The sequence below is a fragment of the Streptomyces tubercidicus genome, from assembly GCF_027497495.1.
GTDB lineage: Bacteria > Actinomycetota > Actinomycetes > Streptomycetales > Streptomycetaceae > Streptomyces > Streptomyces tubercidicus.
Genome location: NZ_CP114205.1, coordinates 4,420,402 through 4,440,339, shown reverse-complemented (window position 1 = coordinate 4,440,339; position 19,938 = coordinate 4,420,402). Strand labels below are relative to the sequence as shown.

17 protein-coding genes are annotated in these 19,938 nt (G+C 71.0%); 5 read left to right on the top strand and 12 right to left on the bottom strand.

The features are described from left to right. Positions 1 to 226: 226 nt before the first annotated feature. A complete protein-coding gene (locus tag STRTU_RS19310; protein WP_246240766.1) occupies positions 227 to 1,201 on the bottom strand; it encodes a hypothetical protein in 975 nt (324 codons plus the stop codon). Positions 1,202 to 1,865: 664 nt separating this feature from the next. Next, on the bottom strand, positions 1,866 to 3,059 hold the full coding sequence (locus STRTU_RS19305; protein WP_159744766.1) for an RtcB family protein: 1,194 nt from the start codon (positions 3,057 to 3,059) through the stop codon (positions 1,866 to 1,868). A gap of 162 nt (positions 3,060 to 3,221) precedes the next feature. Between STRTU_RS19305 and STRTU_RS19300 the strand changes: the two genes are divergently transcribed. From STRTU_RS19300 to STRTU_RS19290, 3 genes are all read left to right on the top strand, one after another. Continuing rightward, positions 3,222 to 4,160, top strand: coding sequence for a hypothetical protein (locus STRTU_RS19300; RefSeq protein WP_159744765.1), 939 nt, complete (start codon positions 3,222 to 3,224; stop codon positions 4,158 to 4,160). A 223-nt stretch (positions 4,161 to 4,383) separates the two neighbouring features. Continuing rightward, complete coding sequence (locus STRTU_RS19295) at positions 4,384 to 5,094, top strand: DUF3558 family protein (protein ID WP_159744764.1); 711 nt, start codon at positions 4,384 to 4,386, stop codon at positions 5,092 to 5,094. Positions 5,095 to 5,209: 115 nt separating this feature from the next. Next, a complete protein-coding gene (locus tag STRTU_RS19290; RefSeq protein WP_246240762.1) occupies positions 5,210 to 6,595 on the top strand; it encodes a DUF2637 domain-containing protein in 1,386 nt (461 codons plus the stop codon). Between the two features lie 9 nt (positions 6,596 to 6,604). Here the strand turns inward: STRTU_RS19290 and STRTU_RS19285 are convergent, their stop codons facing one another. Both STRTU_RS19285 and lysS read right to left on the bottom strand, forming a co-directional pair. Beyond that, positions 6,605 to 6,820 (bottom strand): hypothetical protein, encoded by a 216-nt coding sequence (locus tag STRTU_RS19285; protein ID WP_159744763.1) that lies wholly within the window; start codon positions 6,818 to 6,820, stop codon positions 6,605 to 6,607. Between the two features lie 228 nt (positions 6,821 to 7,048). Next, complete coding sequence (gene lysS, locus STRTU_RS19280) at positions 7,049 to 8,773, bottom strand: lysine--tRNA ligase (protein ID WP_159744762.1); 1,725 nt, start codon at positions 8,771 to 8,773, stop codon at positions 7,049 to 7,051. 176 nt (positions 8,774 to 8,949) lie between these two features. Between lysS and argS the strand changes: the two genes are divergently transcribed. After that, positions 8,950 to 10,713, top strand: a complete 1,764-nt coding sequence (argS, locus tag STRTU_RS19275; protein ID WP_159744761.1) for an arginine--tRNA ligase — start codon at positions 8,950 to 8,952, stop codon at positions 10,711 to 10,713. 30 nt (positions 10,714 to 10,743) lie between these two features. Here the strand turns inward: argS and STRTU_RS19270 are convergent, their stop codons facing one another. The 4 genes from STRTU_RS19270 to STRTU_RS19255 all read right to left on the bottom strand — a co-directional run bounded on the left by STRTU_RS19270 (position 10,744) and on the right by STRTU_RS19255 (position 14,004). Next, positions 10,744 to 10,926 carry a CsbD family protein gene (locus STRTU_RS19270; RefSeq protein ID WP_085924445.1) on the bottom strand — a complete coding sequence of 61 codons (183 nt, stop codon included), beginning with the start codon at positions 10,924 to 10,926 and terminating at the stop codon, positions 10,744 to 10,746. A 144-nt stretch (positions 10,927 to 11,070) separates the two neighbouring features. Beyond that, positions 11,071 to 12,060, bottom strand: a complete 990-nt coding sequence (gene hemB, locus STRTU_RS19265; protein WP_159744760.1) for a porphobilinogen synthase — start codon at positions 12,058 to 12,060, stop codon at positions 11,071 to 11,073. Further along, complete coding sequence (locus STRTU_RS19260; RefSeq protein ID WP_246240758.1) at positions 12,057 to 12,698, bottom strand: helix-turn-helix domain-containing protein; 642 nt, start codon at positions 12,696 to 12,698, stop codon at positions 12,057 to 12,059. The genes hemB and STRTU_RS19260 overlap by 4 nt, the downstream gene beginning before the upstream one ends. Before the next feature lie 343 nt (positions 12,699 to 13,041). Further along, positions 13,042 to 14,004, bottom strand: coding sequence for a MerR family transcriptional regulator (locus STRTU_RS19255; protein WP_246240755.1), 963 nt, complete (start codon positions 14,002 to 14,004; stop codon positions 13,042 to 13,044). Positions 14,005 to 14,103: 99 nt separating this feature from the next. Between STRTU_RS19255 and STRTU_RS19250 the strand changes: the two genes are divergently transcribed. Continuing rightward, the gene (locus STRTU_RS19250) at positions 14,104 to 14,895 is read left to right on the top strand and encodes an alpha/beta fold hydrolase (protein ID WP_159744759.1); all 792 of its coding nucleotides are present in this window, start codon (positions 14,104 to 14,106) and stop codon (positions 14,893 to 14,895) included. Between the two features lie 101 nt (positions 14,896 to 14,996). On the opposite strand, the gene STRTU_RS19245 is transcribed toward STRTU_RS19250, so the two are convergent. The 4 genes from STRTU_RS19245 to STRTU_RS19230 are packed head-to-tail and all read right to left on the bottom strand — an operon-like array spanning position 14,997 to position 19,829. Continuing rightward, positions 14,997 to 16,655, bottom strand: a complete 1,659-nt coding sequence (locus STRTU_RS19245) for a bifunctional uroporphyrinogen-III C-methyltransferase/uroporphyrinogen-III synthase (protein WP_159744758.1) — start codon at positions 16,653 to 16,655, stop codon at positions 14,997 to 14,999. Next, entirely contained in the window at positions 16,652 to 17,668 is a 1,017-nt protein-coding gene (gene hemC / locus STRTU_RS19240; protein ID WP_159744757.1) for a hydroxymethylbilane synthase, read from the bottom strand. The genes STRTU_RS19245 and hemC overlap by 4 nt, the downstream gene beginning before the upstream one ends. Beyond that, positions 17,665 to 19,059 (bottom strand): glutamyl-tRNA reductase, encoded by a 1,395-nt coding sequence (locus STRTU_RS19235; RefSeq protein ID WP_159744756.1) that lies wholly within the window; start codon positions 19,057 to 19,059, stop codon positions 17,665 to 17,667. The genes hemC and STRTU_RS19235 overlap by 4 nt, the downstream gene beginning before the upstream one ends. Beyond that, positions 19,056 to 19,829, bottom strand: coding sequence for a redox-sensing transcriptional repressor Rex (locus tag STRTU_RS19230; RefSeq protein WP_159744755.1), 774 nt, complete (start codon positions 19,827 to 19,829; stop codon positions 19,056 to 19,058). The genes STRTU_RS19235 and STRTU_RS19230 overlap by 4 nt, the downstream gene beginning before the upstream one ends. Between the last annotated feature and the right edge of the window lie 109 nt (positions 19,830 to 19,938).

Below are 19,938 nucleotides of genomic sequence, written 5' to 3'. Positions count from 1 at the left end.
CTGAGACACACCGACCGGATCTGACCGCCCGCGGGACCACCATCCGCGGCAGCACCCTCCCGGCCAATTCAGGACGAAATCAAATTACTTGACCACCCCGAGAGCGACGACGCCGCCTCCACAGCCACCCTCCTCAATCGGCTACCGAGCGCCCCGTTGATATCGCTGCCCGATTCCGGACCCGGTGTCACACCGACATTGCGCACATCCAGCACATCGACAGGGCCTACCCCTCCGTGCACCAGGCGCCGCACTCCTGCTGGGTGCCGGGGAGGAGTTCTACGCGGAGGTCGCCGCCGTCCTGGATGACGTAGGTGGGGCCCGTTCGGTAGGTCCAGCCGAGGGGGAGGAGGTAGTAGCGGCCGTTGCGTTCGATGAGGCGGCGGAGGCCGGTGTAGCGATACCGGTAATGGGCCTTGGCGCCCAGGTCCTTCACCTCTAGGCCGGGCCCGGCCAGACTGAGGCGGTCGGTGCTCAGGAGGACGACGGCGGGGTGGCGTACCAGGTTGACGGCGGCCCGCCGGGCCTCCCGCTCGCCCAGTGCGCCGGTGGCCAGGCTGAGCCCCCACATCACCAGCAGACCGGCCGTGAAGACCGGTACCGCCCGGCTCCACGTTCTGGACGGCGCTGCGGCGGACGGGATTGCGGCGCCCCCGTCAGTGGTCCGGCTCCGGCTTCGGGCCCATGAGCTCTGGCCGAGGGCTATGCCAAACCCCAGCAGGAGTGGGGCCGTCCATCGGAAAGCACCGAGCCAGGGCCAGAGGAGCAGGAGGGCAAGACCGGATCCGACAATGTAGAGGTGTGCCCGAGCGACGGCTCGCAGGGCGCTCTCCAGTGTGCGTATGAGGCGTTCCCGGCCATCCTCGTCGGTGTCCGATTGTGTGGTGGGGGCGGAGGCCGTCGCCAGGTGACGGGCTATCAGAACAGCAAGGACGCAGACGATCGCCGTCGGGGCGGTGACGACATTCAGGCTCTGCATCGCCATCTCCGCGAAGCCGAGTCCGAGGTTGAAGGCGTCCAGGCGGAAGTAGCTGTAGAAGGCCGTCATATAGACCGCACCCAGGAAGTACATGATGGCCACGAGGAAGGATGCCTGGGCGACGACGATGCCGAGCAATCCGGCCGCCGTACGCTCCCCGTCGGCTGGTGGGGAAGACGTTGCGGGTGGCGCGGAGGGCGGCGGCACCGGATGGGCGCTCATGTGCCGGACGGAGACGGGCAGGTCTCACTCGGCGAAGGGGTGTCCTCCGAAGGGCTGTCCTCCGAGGGGGTGTCCTCCGGGGATGCCGAGCCTGTTGCTTCGGACGACGCGGACGGGGAGGGCGAGCCATCGGTGGGCGGGCAGGTTTCGTCGCCCGGTCCGCCGTCTTCGCCCGCGCTGACCCCGCCATCCGCGGTGCCACCGTCGCTGCCACCGCCCGGATCCACCCCGCCGCCCGCCGGCGGTCTGCCATGCCCCTTGGGCGGTGCCTTGACCGGCGGCACCGGGTCCCCGCCGTAACTGGGTCCGCCATGGCCGGTGTCGCCGTCGGTGGGGTGATCCCCCTGCGCACCACCCGCGGACGGACCTTCGCCCGAGACACCTCCCAGCGCCCCGCTCCCGGCCGTCTCACCCGCCGTTGGGGAGGCGCCGGAGGATCTCGTCGGCCGTACGGATCCGGATCTCCCGGAACCGGAACCTCCCTGTGCGCAACCTGACGCGACGACAAGCGCTGCGGCGGCGGCGACGATGCGTAAGAGATATCTGTTCGCGTATGTCTCTCGGTATCCCATGCGCGGTCAGCTCCCCCTCCCCTACTGGGTGCGTAGAGAACAACGCCCGCCGCCCGGTTCCGGTTCCGGTGGATCAGGTGAAGACCCGGAACTCAACCCTTCACGCAGATGACCTGCTTGAGATGGGCGACGACCTGGACCAAGTCCCGCTGCTGCTCGATGACCTTCTCGATCGGCTTGTAGGCGCCCGGGATCTCGTCCACCACACCGGAGTCCTTACGGCACTCCACGCCCCGGGTCTGCTCCTCCAGGTCCTGTGTGGAGAACCGCTTCTTCGCGGCGTTACGGCTCATCCGGCGGCCGGCGCCGTGTGAGGCGGAGTTGAAGGACGCGGCGTTGCCCAGGCCCTTGACGATGTAGGAGCCGGTGCCCATCGAGCCCGGAATGATTCCGTATTCGCCGCTGCCCGCCCGGATCGCGCCCTTACGGGTCACCAGCAGGTCCATGCCGTCGTACTGCTCCTCCGCCACATAGTTGTGGTGGCAGGAGATCACCTCGTCGAAGGTCACCTTGGCCTTCTTGAACTCCTTGCGGACGACGTCCTGGAAGAGGCCCATCATCACGGCCCGGTTGTGCCGGGCGTACTCCTGCGCCCAGAACAGGTCGTTGCGGTACGCCGCCATCTGCGGGGTGTCCGCGATGAAGACGGCGAGGTCACGGTCGACCAGGCCCTGGTTGTGGGGCAGTTTCTGGGCCTGGCCCATGTGGAATTCGGCCAGTTCCTTGCCGATGTTGCGGGAGCCGGAGTGCAGCATCAGCCACACCACACCGTCGTCATCGAGGCAGAACTCAATGAAGTGGTTGCCCGAGCCGAGCGACCCCATCTGCTTCGTGGCCCGCTCCTGACGGAACTTGACCGCTTCGGCGACCCCGTCGAACCGCGCCCAGAAGTCGTCCCACCGGGCCGTCGGGAAGCCGTGGATCCGCCCCGGGTCCACCGGGTCGCCATGCATCCCGCGGCCCACCGGAATCGCCTGCTCGATCTTCGAGCGCAGCCGGGAGAGGTCCCCGGGCAGGTCATTGGCGGTGAGCGAGGTCCGCACCGCGCTCATCCCGCAGCCGATGTCGACCCCGACCGCCGCCGGGCAGACCGCGCCGCGCATGGCGATCACCGAGCCGACCGTGGCGCCCTTGCCGTAGTGGACATCCGGCATCACGGCCAGACCCTTGATCCACGGCAGCGTGGCGACATTCCGCAGCTGCTGCATCGCGACGTCCTCGACCGTGGCCGGGTCCGTCCACATCCGGATCGGCACCTGGGCACCGGGCACCTCGACGTACGACATAACTCCCTCATTCCCCCGAATTTATGAAAAACGCAAAAGCCGGACAAGTTACCGGATCCTGGACGGCGGACCGGCGGCTGCGGCAAAACGTGCGGTAGACATTGTGTCCATCGGCCGCTGACCGGCGGCAACCGCATTTCGTAGGGGAAGGAGCCGCGAACGATGCCACGCAAGCCGTTCGTACCCGGTGCCGCACTGGTGGTGGCCGCGGCGCTGACCGCCGGCCTCGCCGCCTGCACCGGCGGTTCCGGCTCCGACGGCGACGAGGGCGACGCCAAGAGCGGCGGCACCTCCACGTCGAGCCAGGCCGCCGAACCGGGCCGCTATCAGACCCTCCCCGAGGCCTGCGGGCTGCCCGGCCGCGCCACCGTCCGCGGCATGCTCCCCGGCGACGGCCAGCACCTGTCGGACACCGAAGCCAAGAAGATCTACGGCGGCCAGCCCGACCTCACCTATGACACCGACCGCCGCGTCGGCTGCCACTGGACCCGCGAGTCCACCGCGGGCACCCGCCATCTGAGCCTCGACATCCAGCGCGTGGTGTCGTACGACGCCGCCGTCAGCGATGACGACAAGGCGCAGGGGATCTACGACAGGAAGGAGCAGGCCGCAGAGATCCCGCCCGGCGGCGGCTCCTCCTCTCCCGCCACCCCGAGCCCGTCCTCCACTACGGGCACGGGCAAGGGCGCGGAGACGGGCGGTGCGGGCAAGGGCACCGGGACCACCACGAACAGCTCGACGGAAGAGAAGGGCGCAACGGGCGAGAAGGGCGCACAGGGGAAGGCGCCCTCCGGGAGCCCCTCGGCGTCCTCCGACCCCAGCGCGGACGTCAGCGCGGAGCCGAGCGCGGACATCAGCGACTCCACCGCTCCGCGCGTCCTGGACGACCTCGGGGACGCGGCCTTCCTCAATGACAAATTGGTCACAGCGGACTCCGGTGTGCACCGCGATGTCACTGTGGTCTTTCGCACGTCGAACGTCATCGTGACGCTCACCTACGACCAGTGGTCCACGGACAAGACGATGTTGCCGGACAGCCAGGAACTGCAGGACAAGGCCCGTTCCATGGCCGGCGAGCTGTCCGAGAGGCTTAGCGAATAGTCCGGATAGCGCGCATTGGCCGAATAGGTAAGTACGGGGAAAATTGCCCGTTTTGAGCGTTTCGCTCATCCACCGGAATCGGTCACCGCCCCGCCGCGCCGCGTACCGTGCCCCCAGGGCCTGTCCCCGGACCGGACCGGCCCAGCCCGTACGCGAGGAAAGGCGGGCCACCGCCACGGTCGCGCACCACGCCGGCCCGACGACGACGAACAGCGAAGGAACCATGCACCGTTCAGCCAAGCGACTCGCCAGCCTTCTCACCTGCGCAGCAGTACCGGTGCTGCTCGTCGCCGGCTGCTCCGGCTCGGACAGCGACAGCTCCGGTGACGCCTCCGCCTCCGCCGCCTCCAGCAGCAAGGCCAAGCCCAAGCCGAGCGTCGCGCCGGCGAAGTTCAAGAAGCTGCCGAACCCGTGCCAGGCGTTCTCCAAGGACACCGTCAAGAAGATGCTGCCCAAGGCGAAGGACGACGCCGGGGAGCGCGGCACCTCCACGGACAACACCGCGCACGGCACCTGCTCCTGGAGCAGCTCCGACGAGAACGGCGTCGACGGCACCCAGTTCCGCTGGCTGGACATCGGCTACCAGCGCTACGACTCCGACCCGGGCGTCGGCTCCGGCGAGAAGCGCGCCACGGACTTCTACGGCAAGCAGGTCATCGAGGCCAAGGACACCAAGAACGCCAAGAAGCTGACGTCGGTGAAGACCCCCGACACCGGCGACGAGGCGACCGCGATCACCTACGACGTGAAGAAGGAGGACAACGACTTCAAGAACACGACGGTCGTCGCCCGCACTTCCAACATCGTCGTCACGATCAACTACAACGGTGCCGGCCTGGCGGGCGCGGACACCCCCAAGGGCGACGACCTGCTCAAGAAGGCCCAGGCCGCCGCCAAGGAAGCGGTCAGCGCCGCCACCAAGGCCAACGGCTGACCCGAGCCACCCTCCCCGTGCCCCCGGCCCCGGCCGGGGGCACCTCCCGTCCGGAGCCGGGAACGGGTGTGCCACGCTGGGCGCGCCATTTCGCCGAGCCGGGGAGGGACCGCGGGTGTCCGCGACGCAGACGGCGCAGTTGACTCGTACCCACCGCATCCTGATCGGCGTGGTGATCGCCGGAGCGGCGCTGATCGCGGCCATCGGATTCACCGGCTCCTACACCGCGGTACGCGAACTGGCGGAGAAGAAGGGCTTCGGCGCCTTCTCGGCCGTCTTCCCGATCGGTATCGACGCCGGGATCGTGGTGCTGCTGGCCCTGGACCTGCTGCTCACCTGGATCCGTATCCCGTTCCCGCTGCTGCGCCAGACCGCCTGGCTGCTGACGGCGGCCACCATCGCCTTCAACGGCGCGGCGGCCTGGCCGGACGCGCTGGGCGTCGGGATGCACGCGGTCATCCCGCTGCTGTTCGTGGTGGCCGTGGAGGCCGCCCGGCACGCGATCGGCCGGATCGCCGACATCACGGCCGACAAGCACATGGAGGGCGTCCGGCTCACCCGCTGGCTGCTCGCCTTCCCGTCCACCTTCCGGCTGTGGCGCCGGATGAAGCTGTGGGAACTGCGCTCGTACGACCAGGTCATCCAGCTGGAACAGGACCGCCTCGTCTACCAGGCGCGGCTGCGGGCCCGCTACGGGCGGGCCTGGCGCCGCCGGGCGCCCGTCGACGCGCTGATGCCGCTGCGGCTGGCGCGCTACGGGGTGCCGCTGGCACGGACCGGGGCGGCCGGACTCGCGGCTGCGGGGATCGAGCTGCCGGCCGCCACGGACCCGGCGGCCGGGCCGGTCGCGCCCGCCCCACCGCGCACGGCCGACGCGCCGCCCGGCATCGCGGCTCCCGTACGGGAGGACGCCTACGGGTCCACCGAGCCCGTAGGTGACGTCCCCGCCGAGCCCGTAGGTGGCTCCCCCGCCGAGCCCGTACGCGCTGCGTCCCCCGCACCCCCGTACGAAACACCGCCCACCGGCCCCGAGCCCCACCCCGCGGCCGCGCCCGCCCCGGAGCCCGCGCCCGACCCGGCCCCCGCTCCCCAGCTGACCGTCCCGGTCGGCCCCGGGCGCAGTCGTCCGCTGGGCAACGCCGGTGAACCCCTCCCGGTCCCCGACCAGCGCGCCCCCGCTCCGGAACCCGAGTCGTACCCCGAGCCTGACCCTGAACCGGAGCCCGAGCCCCAACTCCCCCCGGCCCCTGAGCAGTTGCCCCCCGTCTCCGCGCTCCCCGACGACGTCCCGCGGGACGAGGCGTACTACACCGCGTACCGCATGTACGTGGCGGAGAAGAACGACTTCCCCGACTCCCGCCAATTCGGCCGCTATCTGCTGAACTCCTACGGGGTCACCGGCCGGGACGGCGGGCCGCTGAGCGACGGCTATTTGCGCGGGTTCGTCCGCGAGTTCCAGCATCGTTTCCGCAGCGAGATGGGGAACGAGTACATCCCGTAGGGGCAGCCCTTATGCCGCCCCCGAACGCTCCCGCTGCCGCTTGCGCTTCCTGGCCGCGTCGCCCCATACGGCCAGCGCCGCACCGGCCGCGAAGAGGCCGACGTAGGCGGGGGACGGCAGATCGAACCAGCGGGGCAGCAGCCCCCAGACGCCGTCGAAGAAGACCTGGCCGATGAATGCCATCGCGCTCTGGATCATGATGATGAAGCCGAGTAAACCTCTCATGGCTCCAGCGTGCAGCGTCCGGCCCCGGGGATCCTCGTCCCCGGGGCCGAACCCTTCTCATCCCTCGGGCGGAGAGGCCCCCGGGGTGTCTACGACTCCACGGCAGCGCCGCCCCGACGGTCCGTCACCCGCCCAGCGGCTCGCGGCCCGCCATCCCTGCCGGGGCCCGCCATCCCTGCCGGGGCCCGCCAACCCCTGCCGGGGCCGGTCAGCCCCGGCAGGGACCGGTCACTCCCCGAGCAGCTTCCGCACCCGGTCGGCGCCGACAGCCAGCAGCAGCGTGGGCAGCCGCGGCCCCGTGTCCCGGCCCACCAGCAGGTTGTACAGCAGGGCGAAGAACGCGCGCTGGGCGGTCTTCAGCTCCGGAGTCGGCTTGGCGTCCGGCTCCAGACCCGCCTGCACCTTCGGCACGCCGTAGACCAGGGTGGTCAGACCGTCCAGCGACCAGTGCTCGTCGAGGCCGTCGAGCAGCAGCCGCAGCGAGCCGCGCGCCTGCTCGTCGAGGGTGCCGAGCAGCTCCGCGTCGGGCTCGTCGCGGACGATGGTGCGCTGCTCGGCCGGGACCTGGGTGCTGATCCAGTACTCGGCCTTGGCGAGCCGCGGCCGGGTCTCGTCCAGGGACGTGACGGGGTTGTCCGGGTCCAGTTCGCCGAGGATCCGGAGCGTCTGCTCGTCATGGCCGGCCGTGATGTCCGCGACCGAGGCGAGGGTGCGGTACGGCAGCGGGCGCGGCGTACGGGGCAGCTCGCCGGCGGCGGTGCGGGCCGCGCGGGAGTACGCGGCGGCGTCGGCCGGGAGCACACTGCCGTCCGCGACCTTGGCCTCCAGCTTGTCCCACTCGTCGTAGAGCCGCTGGATCTCCTGGTCGAAGGCGATCTTGAAGGACTGGTTGGGCCGGCGGCGCGCGTACAGCCAGCGCAGCAGCGGCGCCTCCATGATCTTCAGCGCGTCGCCCGGGGTCGGCACCCCGCCGCGCGACGAGGACATCTTGGCCATCCCGCTGATGCCCACGAACGCGTACATCGGGCCGATCGGCTGGTCGCCGCCGAAGATCTTGCGGACGATCTGGCCGCCGACGACGAACGACGAACCGGGCGAGGAGTGGTCGACACCGGACGGCTCGAAGATCACACCCTCGTAGGCCCACCGCATCGGCCAGTCGACCTTCCAGACCAGCTTGCCGCGGTTGAACTCGCTCAGCCGGACCGTCTCGCCGAAGCCGCACTCCGAGCAGGTGTAGACCAGCTCGGTGGTCTCGTCGTCGTACGAGGTGACCGTGGTGAGGTCCTTCGCGCACTGCCCGCAGTAGGGCTTGTACGGGAAGTAGCCCGCCGAGCCGCCGCTGCCGTCGTCCTCCCCGGCCGCACCGGAGCCCTCGGCGGCCTCCAGCTCGGCCTCGTCGACCGGCTTCTGCGACTTCTTCGCCGGGGCCTTCTTCGTGCGGTACTGGGCGAGGATCGCGTCGATGTCCGCACGGTGCTTCATCGCGTGCAGAATCTGCTCGCGGTAGACACCGGAGGTGTACTGCTCGGTCTGGCTGATGCCGTCGTACTCGACGCCCAGCTCGGCGAGCGCGTCGCTCATCGCGGCCTTGAAGTGCTCGGCCCAGTTCGGGTACGGCGAGCCGGCCGGGGCAGGTACGGAGGTCAGCGGCTTGCCGATGTGCTCGGCCCAGGACTCGTCGACGCCCGCGACACCGGCCGGGACCTTGCGGTAGCGGTCGTAGTCGTCCCACGAGATGAGGTGGCGGACCTCGTAGCCGCGGCGGCGGATCTCGTCGGCGACCAGGTGCGGGGTCATGACCTCGCGGAGGTTGCCGAGGTGGATCGGGCCGGACGGACTCAGGCCCGAGGCGCAGACGACTGGTTTGCCCGGGGCGCGGCGCTCCGCCTCGGCAATGACCTCGTCCGCGAACCTGGAGACCCAGTCGGTCTCGGTGCTCTGCTGAGCCACGATCGGCCCTTCCTCTTCCTGATGATCCTCATTGCGCCGTCTTGCGCGTTCGACGCACAAAAGCCTGACGGTGCCCATTCTCCCAGACGGAAAATCAGTGGTAGTGCCGTGGGATACTCCTTGGCAAACCCTTTCCGCTCCCACGGCACCTCCCTTCTGGAAGAGAGCTCATCTCCATGGCCTCGGTCACTTCCCTCGCAGCTTCGGTCCACCAGCGCGTCGCGGACGCCCTCTCGGCAGCCCTGCCGGAGGCCGGCGCCGCCGACCCGCTGCTGCGCCGAAGCGACCGGGCCGACTTCCAGGCCAACGGCATGCTGGCGCTGGCCAAGAAGCTCAAGGGCAATCCGCGGGAGCTGGCGTCCCAGGTCGTCGCGGAGATCGGCGAGAACGGCCTGCTCCAGGAGATCGAGGTCTCCGGCCCCGGCTTCCTCAACATCACCATCGCCGACCGGGCGATCACCGAGACGCTGGCCGCGCGCGCCGCCGACGACCGGCTCGGCGTCCCGCTGAAGGAGAAGCCGGGCGTCACGGTCATCGACTACGCCCAGCCGAACGTCGCCAAGGAGATGCACGTCGGGCACCTGCGCTCGGCGGTCATCGGCGACGCCCTGCGCCACATCCTGGACTTCACCGGTGAGCGGACGATCGGCCGGCACCACATCGGCGACTGGGGCACCCAGTTCGGCATGCTCATCCAGTACCTGATCGAGAACCCCGGCGAGCTGGCCCCGGCGGCGGACGTCGACGGCGAGCAGGCGATGAGCAACCTCAACCGCGTCTACAAGGCCTCGCGCGCCGTCTTCGACTCCGACGAGCAGTTCAAGGAGCGGGCCAGGAAGCGGGTCGTGGCGCTCCAGTCCGGCGACGCGGAGACCCTTGACCTGTGGCAGCGGTTCGTGGACGAGTCGAAGGTCTACTTCTACTCGGTCTTCGAGAAGCTCGACATGGAGATCCGCGACGACGAGATCGTCGGCGAGTCCGCGTACAACGCCATGATGGCCGAGACGGCGCGGCTGCTGGAGGAGTCGGGCGTCGCCGTCCGCTCCGAGGGCGCGCTGGTGGTCTTCTTCGACGAGATCCGCGGCAAGGACGACCAGCCGGTGCCGCTGATCGTGCAGAAGGCGGACGGCGGCTTCGGCTACGCCGCCTCCGACCTCTCCGCGATCCGCAACCGCGTCTTCGACCTGAAGGCGACGACGCTGCTGTACGTCGTCGACGTCCGCCAGTCGCTGCACTTCCGGATGGTCTTCGAGACGGCCCGCCGGGCGGGCTGGCTGAGCGACGACATCACCGCGCACAACATGGGCTACGGCACGGTCCTCGGCGCGGACGGCAAGCCGTTCAAGACCCGTGCGGGCGAGACCGTACGCCTGGAAGACCTGCTCGACGAGGCGGCCGAGCGGGCGACCACGGTGGTGCGCGAGAAGGGCGCGGCGATCGGCCTGACCGAGCAGGAGATCACCGAGAACGGCGCACAGGTCGGCATCGGCGCGGTGAAGTACGCGGACCTGTCGACGTCGCCGAGCCGGGACTACAAGTTCGACCTGGACCAGATGGTCTCGCTGAACGGCGACACCTCGGTGTACCTCCAGTACGCCTACGCCCGGATCCGGTCGATCTTCCGCAAGGCCGGTGACGCGGCCCCCGCCGCGCACCCGGAGCTGCCGCTGGCCCCGGCCGAGCGGGCGCTGGGCCTGCACCTGGACCAGTTCGGCGAGACCGTCGCCGAGGCCGCCGCCTCGTACGAGCCGCACAAGGTCGCCGCGTACCTCTACAGCCTGGCCTCGCTGTTCACGACCTTCTACGACCAGTGCCCGGTCCTGAAGGCCGAGGGCGGCGCCGACCAGATCGCCAACCGGCTGTTCCTGTGCGAGCTGACCGCCCGCACGCTGCACCAGGGGATGGCCCTGCTCGGCATCCGGACGCCCGAGCGCCTCTGACCGGCGCGCACCGCCGGCCACGGGCGGCCCTCAGGGCCAGCGCTTGCGGACCTCGTCCTTGGTCTTCTCGCTCACATCCAGCCCCTGGCCGGCGGTCTTCTCCGCCTTGCCCTCGGCCTGCAGCTTGCGGTTGTGCGTCGCCTTGCCGACGACTTCCTTCATGGCGCCGATGACCTGGGCGCCCTTGGCCTGCATCTTGCGCTTGGCAGTCATGATGACCCGCTCCTCGGTCGGAGAGCCTCTTCCGACACCGGGTCCGTGCCCGGCGTACGGCGGACAAAACGTCCCCGCACGACAAAGCTCCCGCCCCCGGATTCCGGGGACGGGAGCAGCAGCGGTATACGGGCGCCGGGCGTCTCACAGCCCCCGCGCCACCTCCGTGGCCCAGTACGTCAGGATCATGTTCGCCCCGGCCCGCTTGATGCCGGTCAGCATCTCCAGGATCGCCTTGTCCCGGTCGATCCAGCCCTTCTCGGCGGCCGCCTCGACCATCGCGTACTCACCGGAGATCTGATACGCGGCGACCGGCACCTCCACCGAGTCCGCGAGCTTCGCGAGCACATCGAGATACGGCAGCGCCGGCTTGACCATGACCATGTCGGCGCCCTCCTCCAGGTCGAGCGCCAGCTCACGCAGCGACTCCCGGAGGTTGCCCGGGTCCTGCTGGTAGGTCTTGCGGTCACCCTTGAGCGACGAGCCGATCGCCTCACGGAACGGCCCGTAGAAGGCGGAGGAGTACTTCGCGGTGTAGGCGAGGATCGACACGTCCTCGTGCCCGGTCTGGTCGAGCGCGTCCCGGACGACGCCGATCTGCCCGTCCATCATCCCGCTGGGGCCCACGACATGGACGCCCGCGTCGGCCTGGACCTGCGCCATCTCGGCGTAGCGCTCCAGCGTCGCGTCATTGTCGACCCGGCCGTCGGCGTCCAGGACACCGCAGTGCCCGTGGTCGGTGTACTCGTCCAGGCACAGATCCGACATGATCACGAGGTCATCGCCGACCTCGGCCCGCACGTCCCGGATGGCGCACTGCAGAATGCCGTCCGGATCCGTGCCTGCCGTACCGCGGGCATCCTTCTTGTCGTCCTCGGGCACCCCGAACAGCATGATCCCGGCGACCCCGGCCTCCACCGCCTCGACCGCGGCCTTACGCAGCGTGTCGCGGGTGTGCTGGACGACGCCCGGCATCGCGGAGATCGGCACCGGCTCGGCGACCCCCTCCCGTACGAACGCGGGAAGGATCAGGTCGGCGGGGTGCAGCCGGTGTTCGGCGACCATCCGCCGCATGGCGGGGGTGGTACGCAGCCGCCGGGGCCGCGCACCGGGAAAGCTTCCGTACTTCGTCATACCGACCACGCTACGCCCGCTTTGCGCCTGCCTTTGCCGACGGCCCGTCGGAAGGGCCGGGTCCGGCGGCAGCCCGCCCGGCGAGCCCGCTCGGACCACTCAGGCCGCGACAGCGGGACCTCGTGACTCCGGCTCGCCCCGGCAGTCCCGGCAGAGCCCCGGTTCCCGGCCCCGGAAGGCCCGTTCGCAGCCGTCGCAGGTCTGGAAGGGGGCGGGCCGGGGTGGACGGCGGGCCTTCCGCCGGACCTGCGGAACCCGGCGGGGCTGCTCGCCCACGGAGGCGGAGGCGGAGGCGGCGGGGCGGCCTCCCCCTGACGCGCCCCCGCCTCCGGGCCCGCCCCCGTGACAGCCGGAGCGCTGTGCGCGTACGTACGAGTGATCACACGGCCCTCGGCCGTCCGCTCCCGCACCCGCTCGACATAGCCGTGCGCCTCCAACTCCCGCAGGGCGAAGGCGATCCGGTCCCGCCCCTCGGGGAAGCGGGCCGCGAGCGTACGGATGTCGACCGGTGCGCCCTCGGGCAGCGACAGGATGTGGGTGCCCACACCGATCGCGGTCAGGGACAGGTCGCGGTGCTGGGCGAGGTGATTGCCGATGATCGTGTACCGGTCCGGCTGGTACTGCCGGATATGTGTCACCCCACTGTGGGTGGCACTTCGCGGAACTCGGGAATGGGAGGGCGCGGCGGCGCTAAGGTTCTGTTCAGCCATCGGGAAGGTTGTGCTTCCTTGCGTGGTCAGGCCCTCGCACCGGGATTGCCGTCCCGGCGGGGGCCGTCGCATGTCTGCGGTTGTCAGGCCCGAGACTGCCCGCCCAAGTCGGCCGCGCGCCAGCCGAGTTGAGGCGATTCACCCCCACGGGTGACGTACGCGGGGTTTGGTGGGTTTGGAAGGTTCTCTCCCCGGGTTCTTTGTTCTTGACCGCCCGCCACGCCGACGGCCGGGCCACCGGGTCCCGGGTTTCCGGGCGCCGGTCCGGAGTTCAACGCCCGGCGCCGGGAGCGACCTGTGCGTCCAGCGCGGCACGGAGCCAGTCGTCCATGGCACCGATGGTCGGCTGCCGGGAAGCGGAGGGAAGTTCGCCGACGAGTTGCCAGTAGCGGTCGATGAGGGGATGCGCGAGCCGGCCCAGCTGGACGCTGAGTTGGCGGCGGAAGGCGGGGGTGTCCCGCGTATCGCGCAAGCCGGCGTGGGCGGTGACGAAGCAGTCGAGGGCTTCGCCCGCGTGCGGGGGCCGTCGGTCTCGTACGTCCGCCGAGGCGAGCGCACACGCCTCGACAAGCCCCTCGTAGAGGACGGCCGGGCGGCATGCCTCGTCGGAGGTTCGGGAGGCCAGGCGGCGGATGTTGATGTCGACGACGCGGCGGTCGGTGGCGACGGCGTGGAGCCGGGCGAAGATCAGCACCTGGGACGGGGTCGGGTCGGCGGGGAGCTGCGGCACCGCCGCTTCGAGCAGTGTGGAGAGCAGGCGGGCCGGGAGCCGCGCGGGGAGTACGTGACGCCAGAAGCGGGCCAGGGCGTCCGTGCTGGGCGGGATGTTCACCGCACCGATCAGGCGCAGGCGGTCGGCGCGTTCCTCGGGGGTGCAGTCGCGGAGGAGGTGCAGGGCGGCCTCCCGCCAGCGCAGGGAGGACAGCTGCGTGCCGAGTTCGCGGAGCTGCCCCGCGACGGCGCCCTCCAGGGCGTCCGCCGCGCCCGGCGCGTCCTCCTGGGCGACGATCCGGTCGACCTGCGGCAGTGGCAGGTCGAGGGTGCGCAGCGAACGGATCAGGCGGAGTCGGTCCAGGGCCTCGGGGCCGTACCGGCGGTGGCCCCCGGCGCTGCGGGTGGCCTCGGGCAGCAGGCCGCGGTCCGAGTAGAAGCGGACGGTCTTGACGGTGACGCCTGCCTGCTCGGCGAGTTCGCCGATGCTCCACATGCCGTCAGGGGACGCGGACACGGTCATGCCTTGAACCTCCCTCAGGGGGAGTTCCTACCGTAACGGCGTGCGCGGCCGGGTCAACGGGGGTCCGGCCGCGCGGCCGAGCTGTGCGAGGAGGCGTTGATGACGGCGTATGTGCTGGTGGCGGGCGGTCATATGGGCGGCTGGCTGTGGCAGGACGTGGTGGAGCGGCTACGGGAGCGGGGAGCCGAGGCCCACGCGGCCACGCTCACGGGCATGGGCGACCGCCGCCATCTGGCGGGCCCGGAAACGGACTTGGAGACACATATCGAGGATCTGGTGCAGCTCATCGATCATGTGGATGCGCCGGAGGTGGTGCTCGTCGCCCACTGTCACGGCAGCTTTCCGGCGCTGGGCGCCGCCGACCGGCGCCCGGAACGGGTGTCCCGGATCGTGTACGTCTCGGCGCCCCTGCCGATGGACGGCTACTCGGTGCACGGCCTGGTAAACGCATTCGAGCCCGATCCGGCGGTCCGTGACGGGTGGCGGCGACGGGCCGAACAGGCCGAGGACGGCTGGCGGATCCCCCCGCCGTCACTCGACGACGCGCAGGCCCGGAGCAGCGTCGCAGGCGTCCCCGCGGACGCGCTGGCCCGGCTCGTCCGCCTGGCCGCGCCGCAGCCGCTGGGCACGCTCACCCAGCCGCTCCGCCTGTCGGGGGCCGCCGCCGGGCTGCCGATGAGCGGCGTCTTCTGTACCGGCACGGGGACGAGCATCGCCACGGTCGAGTCCCTGGTGCGGTCCGGGGACCCGCGCTTCCAGGTGCTCACCGAGCCTCATGTGGCCTTCTTCGAACTCGACACCGGGCACTGGCCGATGCTCTCCGTCCCGGACGGGCTCGCCGAGGTGCTGCTCAGGGCCGCCGCGGGTGAAGGGCAGCGAGTGACTGCCTAGAGGGTGTCTTCGCGCTCGGCGAGAGCAGCGGCCGCCTGCCCTCGCGCAAAGGGCGCCCCCAAAGGGGCGCCCTTCAAGCCGTTCTTCTCCTGCCGCTCGGCTCAGCTACGAGCCCGCCGCCGCGACCCGGGCCGCCGCTCGCTGGGCCGGGTGACCGGGTCCCCGGCCTCCAGGGCGGCATCGCGGCGCGCGGCGCCGAAGTCCGCGAGCGCCTCGGCCAGCTTGTGCACCGACGGCTCGGGGGACATGACGTCCACCCGCAGCCCGTGCTCCTCGGCCGTCTTGGCGGTGGCCGGGCCGATACAGGCGATCACCGTGACGTTGTGCGGCTTGCCCGCGATACCGACGAGGTTCCGGACCGTCGACGAGGACGTGAACAGCACCGCGTCGAACCCGCCGCCCTTGATGGCCTCACGGGTCTCGGCCGGCGGCGGCGAGGCGCGCACCGTCCGGTAGGCGGTGACGTCGTCGACCTCCCAGCCCAGCTCGATCAGCCCGGCGACCAGGGTCTCGGTGGCGATGTCGGCGCGCGGCAGGAAGACGCGGTCGATCGGGTCGAAGACCGGGTCGTAGGGCGGCCAGTCCTCCAGCAGACCGGCGGCGGACTGCTCACCGCTCGGCACCAGGTCGGGCTTCACACCGAAGGCGACCAGCGCCTTGGCGGTCTGCTCGCCGACCGCGGCGACCTTGATCCCGGCGAACGCGCGGGCATCGAGGCCGTACTCCTCGAACTTCTCCCGGACGGCCTTGACGGCGTTGACCGAGGTGAAGGCGATCCACTCGTAGCGGCCGGTGACCAGGCCCTTGACCGCGCGCTCCATCTGCTGCGGGGTGCGCGGCGGTTCGACGGCGATGGTCGGGACCTCGTGCGGCACCGCGCCGTACGAGACGAGCTGGTCGGAGAGCGACGCGGCCTGCTCCTTCGTACGCGGCACGAGCACCCGCCAGCCGAACAGCGGCTTGGACTCGAACCACGAAAGGCGGTCGCGCTGCGCGGCGGCACTGCGCTCACCGACCACGGCTATGACCGGCTGCCCGCCGTCCGGCGACGGCAGCACCTTGGCGGCCTTGAGCACCTGCGCGACCGACCCGAGGGTGGCGGTCCAGGTGCGCTGGCGGGTGGTGGTACCGGCGACGGTGACGGTCAGCGGGGTGTCGGGCTTCCGGCCCCCGGACACCAGCTCACCGGCGGCCGCGGCCACCGAGTCCAGGGAGGTGGAGACCACGGCGGTGGCGTCGCTGGCACCGACCTCGGACCAGCAGCGCGCATCGGCGGTGCGGGCGTCGATGAAGCGGACGTCGGTGCCCTCGGCGTCCCGCAGCGGGACACCGGCGTACGCGGGCACGCCGACGGCCGCGGCGATCCCGGGCACGACCTCGAAGACGATGCCCTCGGCCGCGCAGGCCAGCATCTCCTCGGCGACGTACCCGTCGAGGCCGGGATCTCCCGTGACGGCACGGACGACCCGCTTGCCCGCACGGGCGGCCGCCATGACAAGATTGGCGGTGTCCCGAAGGGCGGAAACGCCGTTGGAGGTGACGGGGATTGACGCCTCGTCAGCTGACGCCTGCAGTGGTGTGTCCACCTGTGCGCGGGCATGCACGCGCACGACGTCCAGCACCTGCGGGTCGGCGATCAGTACATCCGCGGAGGCCAGCGCCTCCACTGCACGCAGCGTCAGCAGACCCGGGTCTCCCGGCCCGGCACCCAGGAAGGTGACCTGACCGGAGGCGGAGTGGTTTGGGGCGGTGGGGTTCAAAGTGCTCGCTCCCCCATAAGACCGGCCGCACCCTTTGCGAGCATCTCGGCGGCGAGTTCACGACCCATGTTCAGCGGGGTCGACACGTCGTCGGGAGAGGCGGGTACGTGCCCGGTGGTGGACATCTGCACCAGCGTGCTGCCGTCGGTCGTGCCGACGACACCGCGCAGATGCAATTCGGTGACAGCCTGCTCGTCAGCCTTGGGGCCTCCCCTGCTCGCGCGAAGTCGAGAGCTTGGGGAAAGGTCGGCCAGTGCTCCGACGGGTGCGGAACAGCCGGCCTCCAGGGCGGCGAGCAGGGATCGCTCGGCGGTCACGGCGGCCCGGGTGTCCGGGTCGTCGAGCTCGGCGAGCCGGGCGATGAGGTCCGCGTTGACCGCGGCGCACTCGATCGCCAGCGCCCCCTGGCCGGGGGCAGGCAAAACCACGTCGGGCGACAGCAGCTGCGTCGCCTCGTCGATCCGGCCGATGCGGGTGAGTCCGGCGGCGGCCAGTACGACCGCGTCCAGTTCGCCCTTTTCGACAAAGCCGATGCGGGTGTCGATGTTCCCGCGTATCGGCACGGTCTCCACACGCCGGCCCAGCGACCTGGCCCAGGCGTTGAGCTGCGCCATCCTCCTGGGGGACCCCGTCCCCACCCGGGCACCGTCCGGCAACTGCTCGAAACGGAGTCCGTCCCTGGCGATCAGCGCGTCCCGGGGGTCTTCCCGTACGGGTATGGCGGCCAGCGTCAGGGTCTCGGGCTGCGCGGTGGGCAGGTCCTTGAGGGAGTGGACGGCGAAGTCGATCTCCCCGGCGAGCAGCGCGTCCCGCAGCGCGGAGACGAACACACCGGTGCCGCCGATCTGCGCGAGGTGCTCGCGGGAGGTGTCGCCGTAGGTGGTGATCTCCACCAGGTCGACGGGGCGGCCCGTCAGTTCCCGCACCGCCTCGGCGACCTGGCCGGACTGGGCCATGGCGAGCTTGCTGCGCCGCGTGCCCAGCCGCAGTGCTCTCGTAGTGCTGTCGGTCATGCCCGCTCCCGTGCATCGTGCCTGTCGGCGCGCGTGTCGGCCCGGCTGACGGCGGCGACCGTCTGGGGGTCGAGGTCGAAGAGTTCCCGCAGGGCGTCCGCGTACCCGGCGCCACCGGGCTCGCTGGCCAGCTGCTTTACCCGGACGGTGGGCGCGTGCAGGAGTTTGTCGACGACGCGGCGCACGGTCTGGGTGATCTCGGCGCGCTGCTTGTCGTCCAGGTCGGGAAGGCGGCCGTCGAGCCGGGCGATCTCACCGGCGACGACATCCGCGGCCATGGTGCGCAGGGCGACCACGGTGGGGGTGATGTGCGCGGCCCGCTGGGCGGCGCCGAACGCGGCGACCTCATCGGAGACGATGCCGCGCACCTTGTCCACGTCGGCCGCCACCGGCGCCGCCGAGGAAGCCGGCTGGTCGGAGACCGTCGCGGAGGCGTCGGCCAGCGACTCGATGTCGACGAGGTGCGCGCCCTCGATCCGGTGCACCGCGGCATCTATGTCCCGCGGCATGGCGAGGTCGAGCAGCGACAGGGTGCCCTCGCGCCCGGCGACGGCGGCGGCGACCGCCTCACCGGTCAGCAGCAGTCCGGCCGCGCCCGTGCAGGAGATGACCACGTCCGCGTGCCGCAGCTCCGCGTCGACGGCGTCCATCGTCACGGCGCGGGCCCGCAGCCCGGTGGCGGCGCCCGGCCCGCCCGGCTCGGTGAGGATCTGCACCAGCCGCTCGGCGCGCGCGACGGTGCGGTTGGCGACGGCCAGCTCACCGACACCGGCCCGTACGAGGGTGGTGGCGGCCAGCGACGACATCGAGCCCGCGCCGATGACCAGCGCCCGCTTGCCGCGCGCCCAGTCCCCGACGTCCCGGCCGGCCGCGAGCTGCTCCAGCCCGAAGGTGACCAGGGACTGGCCCGCCTTGTCGATACCGGTCTCGCTGTGGGCGCGCTTGCCCACCCGCAGGGCCTGCTGGAACAGGTCGTTCAGCAGCCGGCCGGCGGTGTGCTGTTCCTGGGCGACGGCCAGCGCGTCCTTGATCTGCCCGAGGATCTGGCCCTCGCCGACCACCATCGAGTCCAGGCCGCAGGCCACCGAGAAGAGGTGGTGGACCGCCCGGTCCTCGTAGTGGACATAGAGATAAGGGGTGAGCTCCTCCAGACCGGCGCCGCTGTGCCGGGCCAGCAGGGAGGACAGCTCGGCGACACCGGCGTGGAACTTGTCCACGTCGGCGTAGAGCTCGATGCGGTTGCAGGTGGACAGCACCGCGGACTCGGTGACCGGCTCGGCCGACACCGTGTCCTGCAGCAGCTTGCCGCGCGCCTCCGGGGCGAGCGCGGCCCGCTCCAGCACGCTCACCGGCGCGCTGCGATGGCTCAGTCCGACGACCAGGAGCGTCATGCCGGCATCACGGCGGGCATGTCCCCGTCAGGTCCCTTACGGTCGTCCGCCACCGCGGCGGCGGCACGCGCTGCGGCCGCCGGTCCACCGGCCTCGGGACCGACCTCCTCGCCCGCCTTGCGCTGCTCGTGGAAGGCGAGAATCTGCAGCTCTATCGACAGGTCGACCTTGCGTACGTCCACCCCGTCGGGCACGGTCAGCACGGTCGGCGCGAAGTTGAGGATCGAGGTGACACCGGCCGCGACCAGGCGTTCACAGACCTGCTGGGCGGCCCCGGCAGGCGTGGCGATGACGCCGATCGAGACGCCGTTGCTCTCGATGATGTGCTCCAGCTCATCGGTGTGCTGGACCGCGATACCCGCGACGGGCTTGCCGGCCATGGCCGGATCGGCGTCGATCAGCGCGGCGACGCGGAAGCCACGCGAGGCGAAGCCACCGTAGTTGGCGAGCGCGGCGCCGAGGTTACCGATACCGACGATGACAACCGGCCAGTCCTGGGTCAGCCCCAGTTCACGCGAGATCTGGTAGACGAGGTACTCCACGTCGTAGCCGACACCGCGGGTCCCGTAGGAGCCGAGGTAGGAGAAGTCCTTGCGGAGCTTGGCGGAGTTGACCCCCGCCGCGGCCGCGAGCTCCTCGGAGGAGACCGTGGGGACCGAACGCTCGGAGAGCGCGGTCAGCGCACGCAGATACAGCGGAAGACGGGCGACGGTGGCCTCGGGAATGCCTCGGCTTCGGGTCGCCGGTCGGTGAGTTCGGCCAGTTGCCACGGTGCTCCTGCGGGTAGAGCGGGGCTGCGGGCGACCGCATGGAACCCGACCGCCCTGTCTTCTGCAGGCTATGTCTTTGTGAACGCGTGCACAAAGATGGTGTCCGGTT

Excerpts from the sequence above, each read along its gene's own strand:
- STRTU_RS19305 (WP_159744766.1), bottom strand. The coding sequence starts at position 3,059 with ATGTCGTACGTCGAGGTGCCCGGTGCCCAGGTGCCGATCCGGATGTGG.
- hemB (WP_159744760.1), bottom strand. The coding sequence starts at position 12,060 with ATGACGAAGTACGGAAGCTTTCCCGGTGCGCGGCCCCGGCGGCTGCGT.
- STRTU_RS19310 (WP_246240766.1), bottom strand. The coding sequence starts at position 1,201 with ATGAGCGCCCATCCGGTGCCGCCGCCCTCCGCGCCACCCGCAACGTCT.
- STRTU_RS19300 (WP_159744765.1), top strand. The coding sequence starts at position 3,222 with ATGCCACGCAAGCCGTTCGTACCCGGTGCCGCACTGGTGGTGGCCGCG.
- hemC (WP_159744757.1), bottom strand. The coding sequence starts at position 17,668 with ATGACCGACAGCACTACGAGAGCACTGCGGCTGGGCACGCGGCGCAGC.
- STRTU_RS19285 (WP_159744763.1), bottom strand. The coding sequence starts at position 6,820 with ATGAGAGGTTTACTCGGCTTCATCATCATGATCCAGAGCGCGATGGCA.
- STRTU_RS19255 (WP_246240755.1), bottom strand. The coding sequence starts at position 14,004 with ATGACCGTGTCCGCGTCCCCTGACGGCATGTGGAGCATCGGCGAACTC.
- STRTU_RS19250 (WP_159744759.1), top strand. The coding sequence starts at position 14,104 with ATGACGGCGTATGTGCTGGTGGCGGGCGGTCATATGGGCGGCTGGCTG.
- argS (WP_159744761.1), top strand. The coding sequence starts at position 8,950 with ATGGCCTCGGTCACTTCCCTCGCAGCTTCGGTCCACCAGCGCGTCGCG.
- STRTU_RS19295 (WP_159744764.1), top strand. The coding sequence starts at position 4,384 with ATGCACCGTTCAGCCAAGCGACTCGCCAGCCTTCTCACCTGCGCAGCA.
- STRTU_RS19235 (WP_159744756.1), bottom strand. The coding sequence starts at position 19,059 with ATGACGCTCCTGGTCGTCGGACTGAGCCATCGCAGCGCGCCGGTGAGC.
- STRTU_RS19270 (WP_085924445.1), bottom strand. The coding sequence starts at position 10,926 with ATGACTGCCAAGCGCAAGATGCAGGCCAAGGGCGCCCAGGTCATCGGC.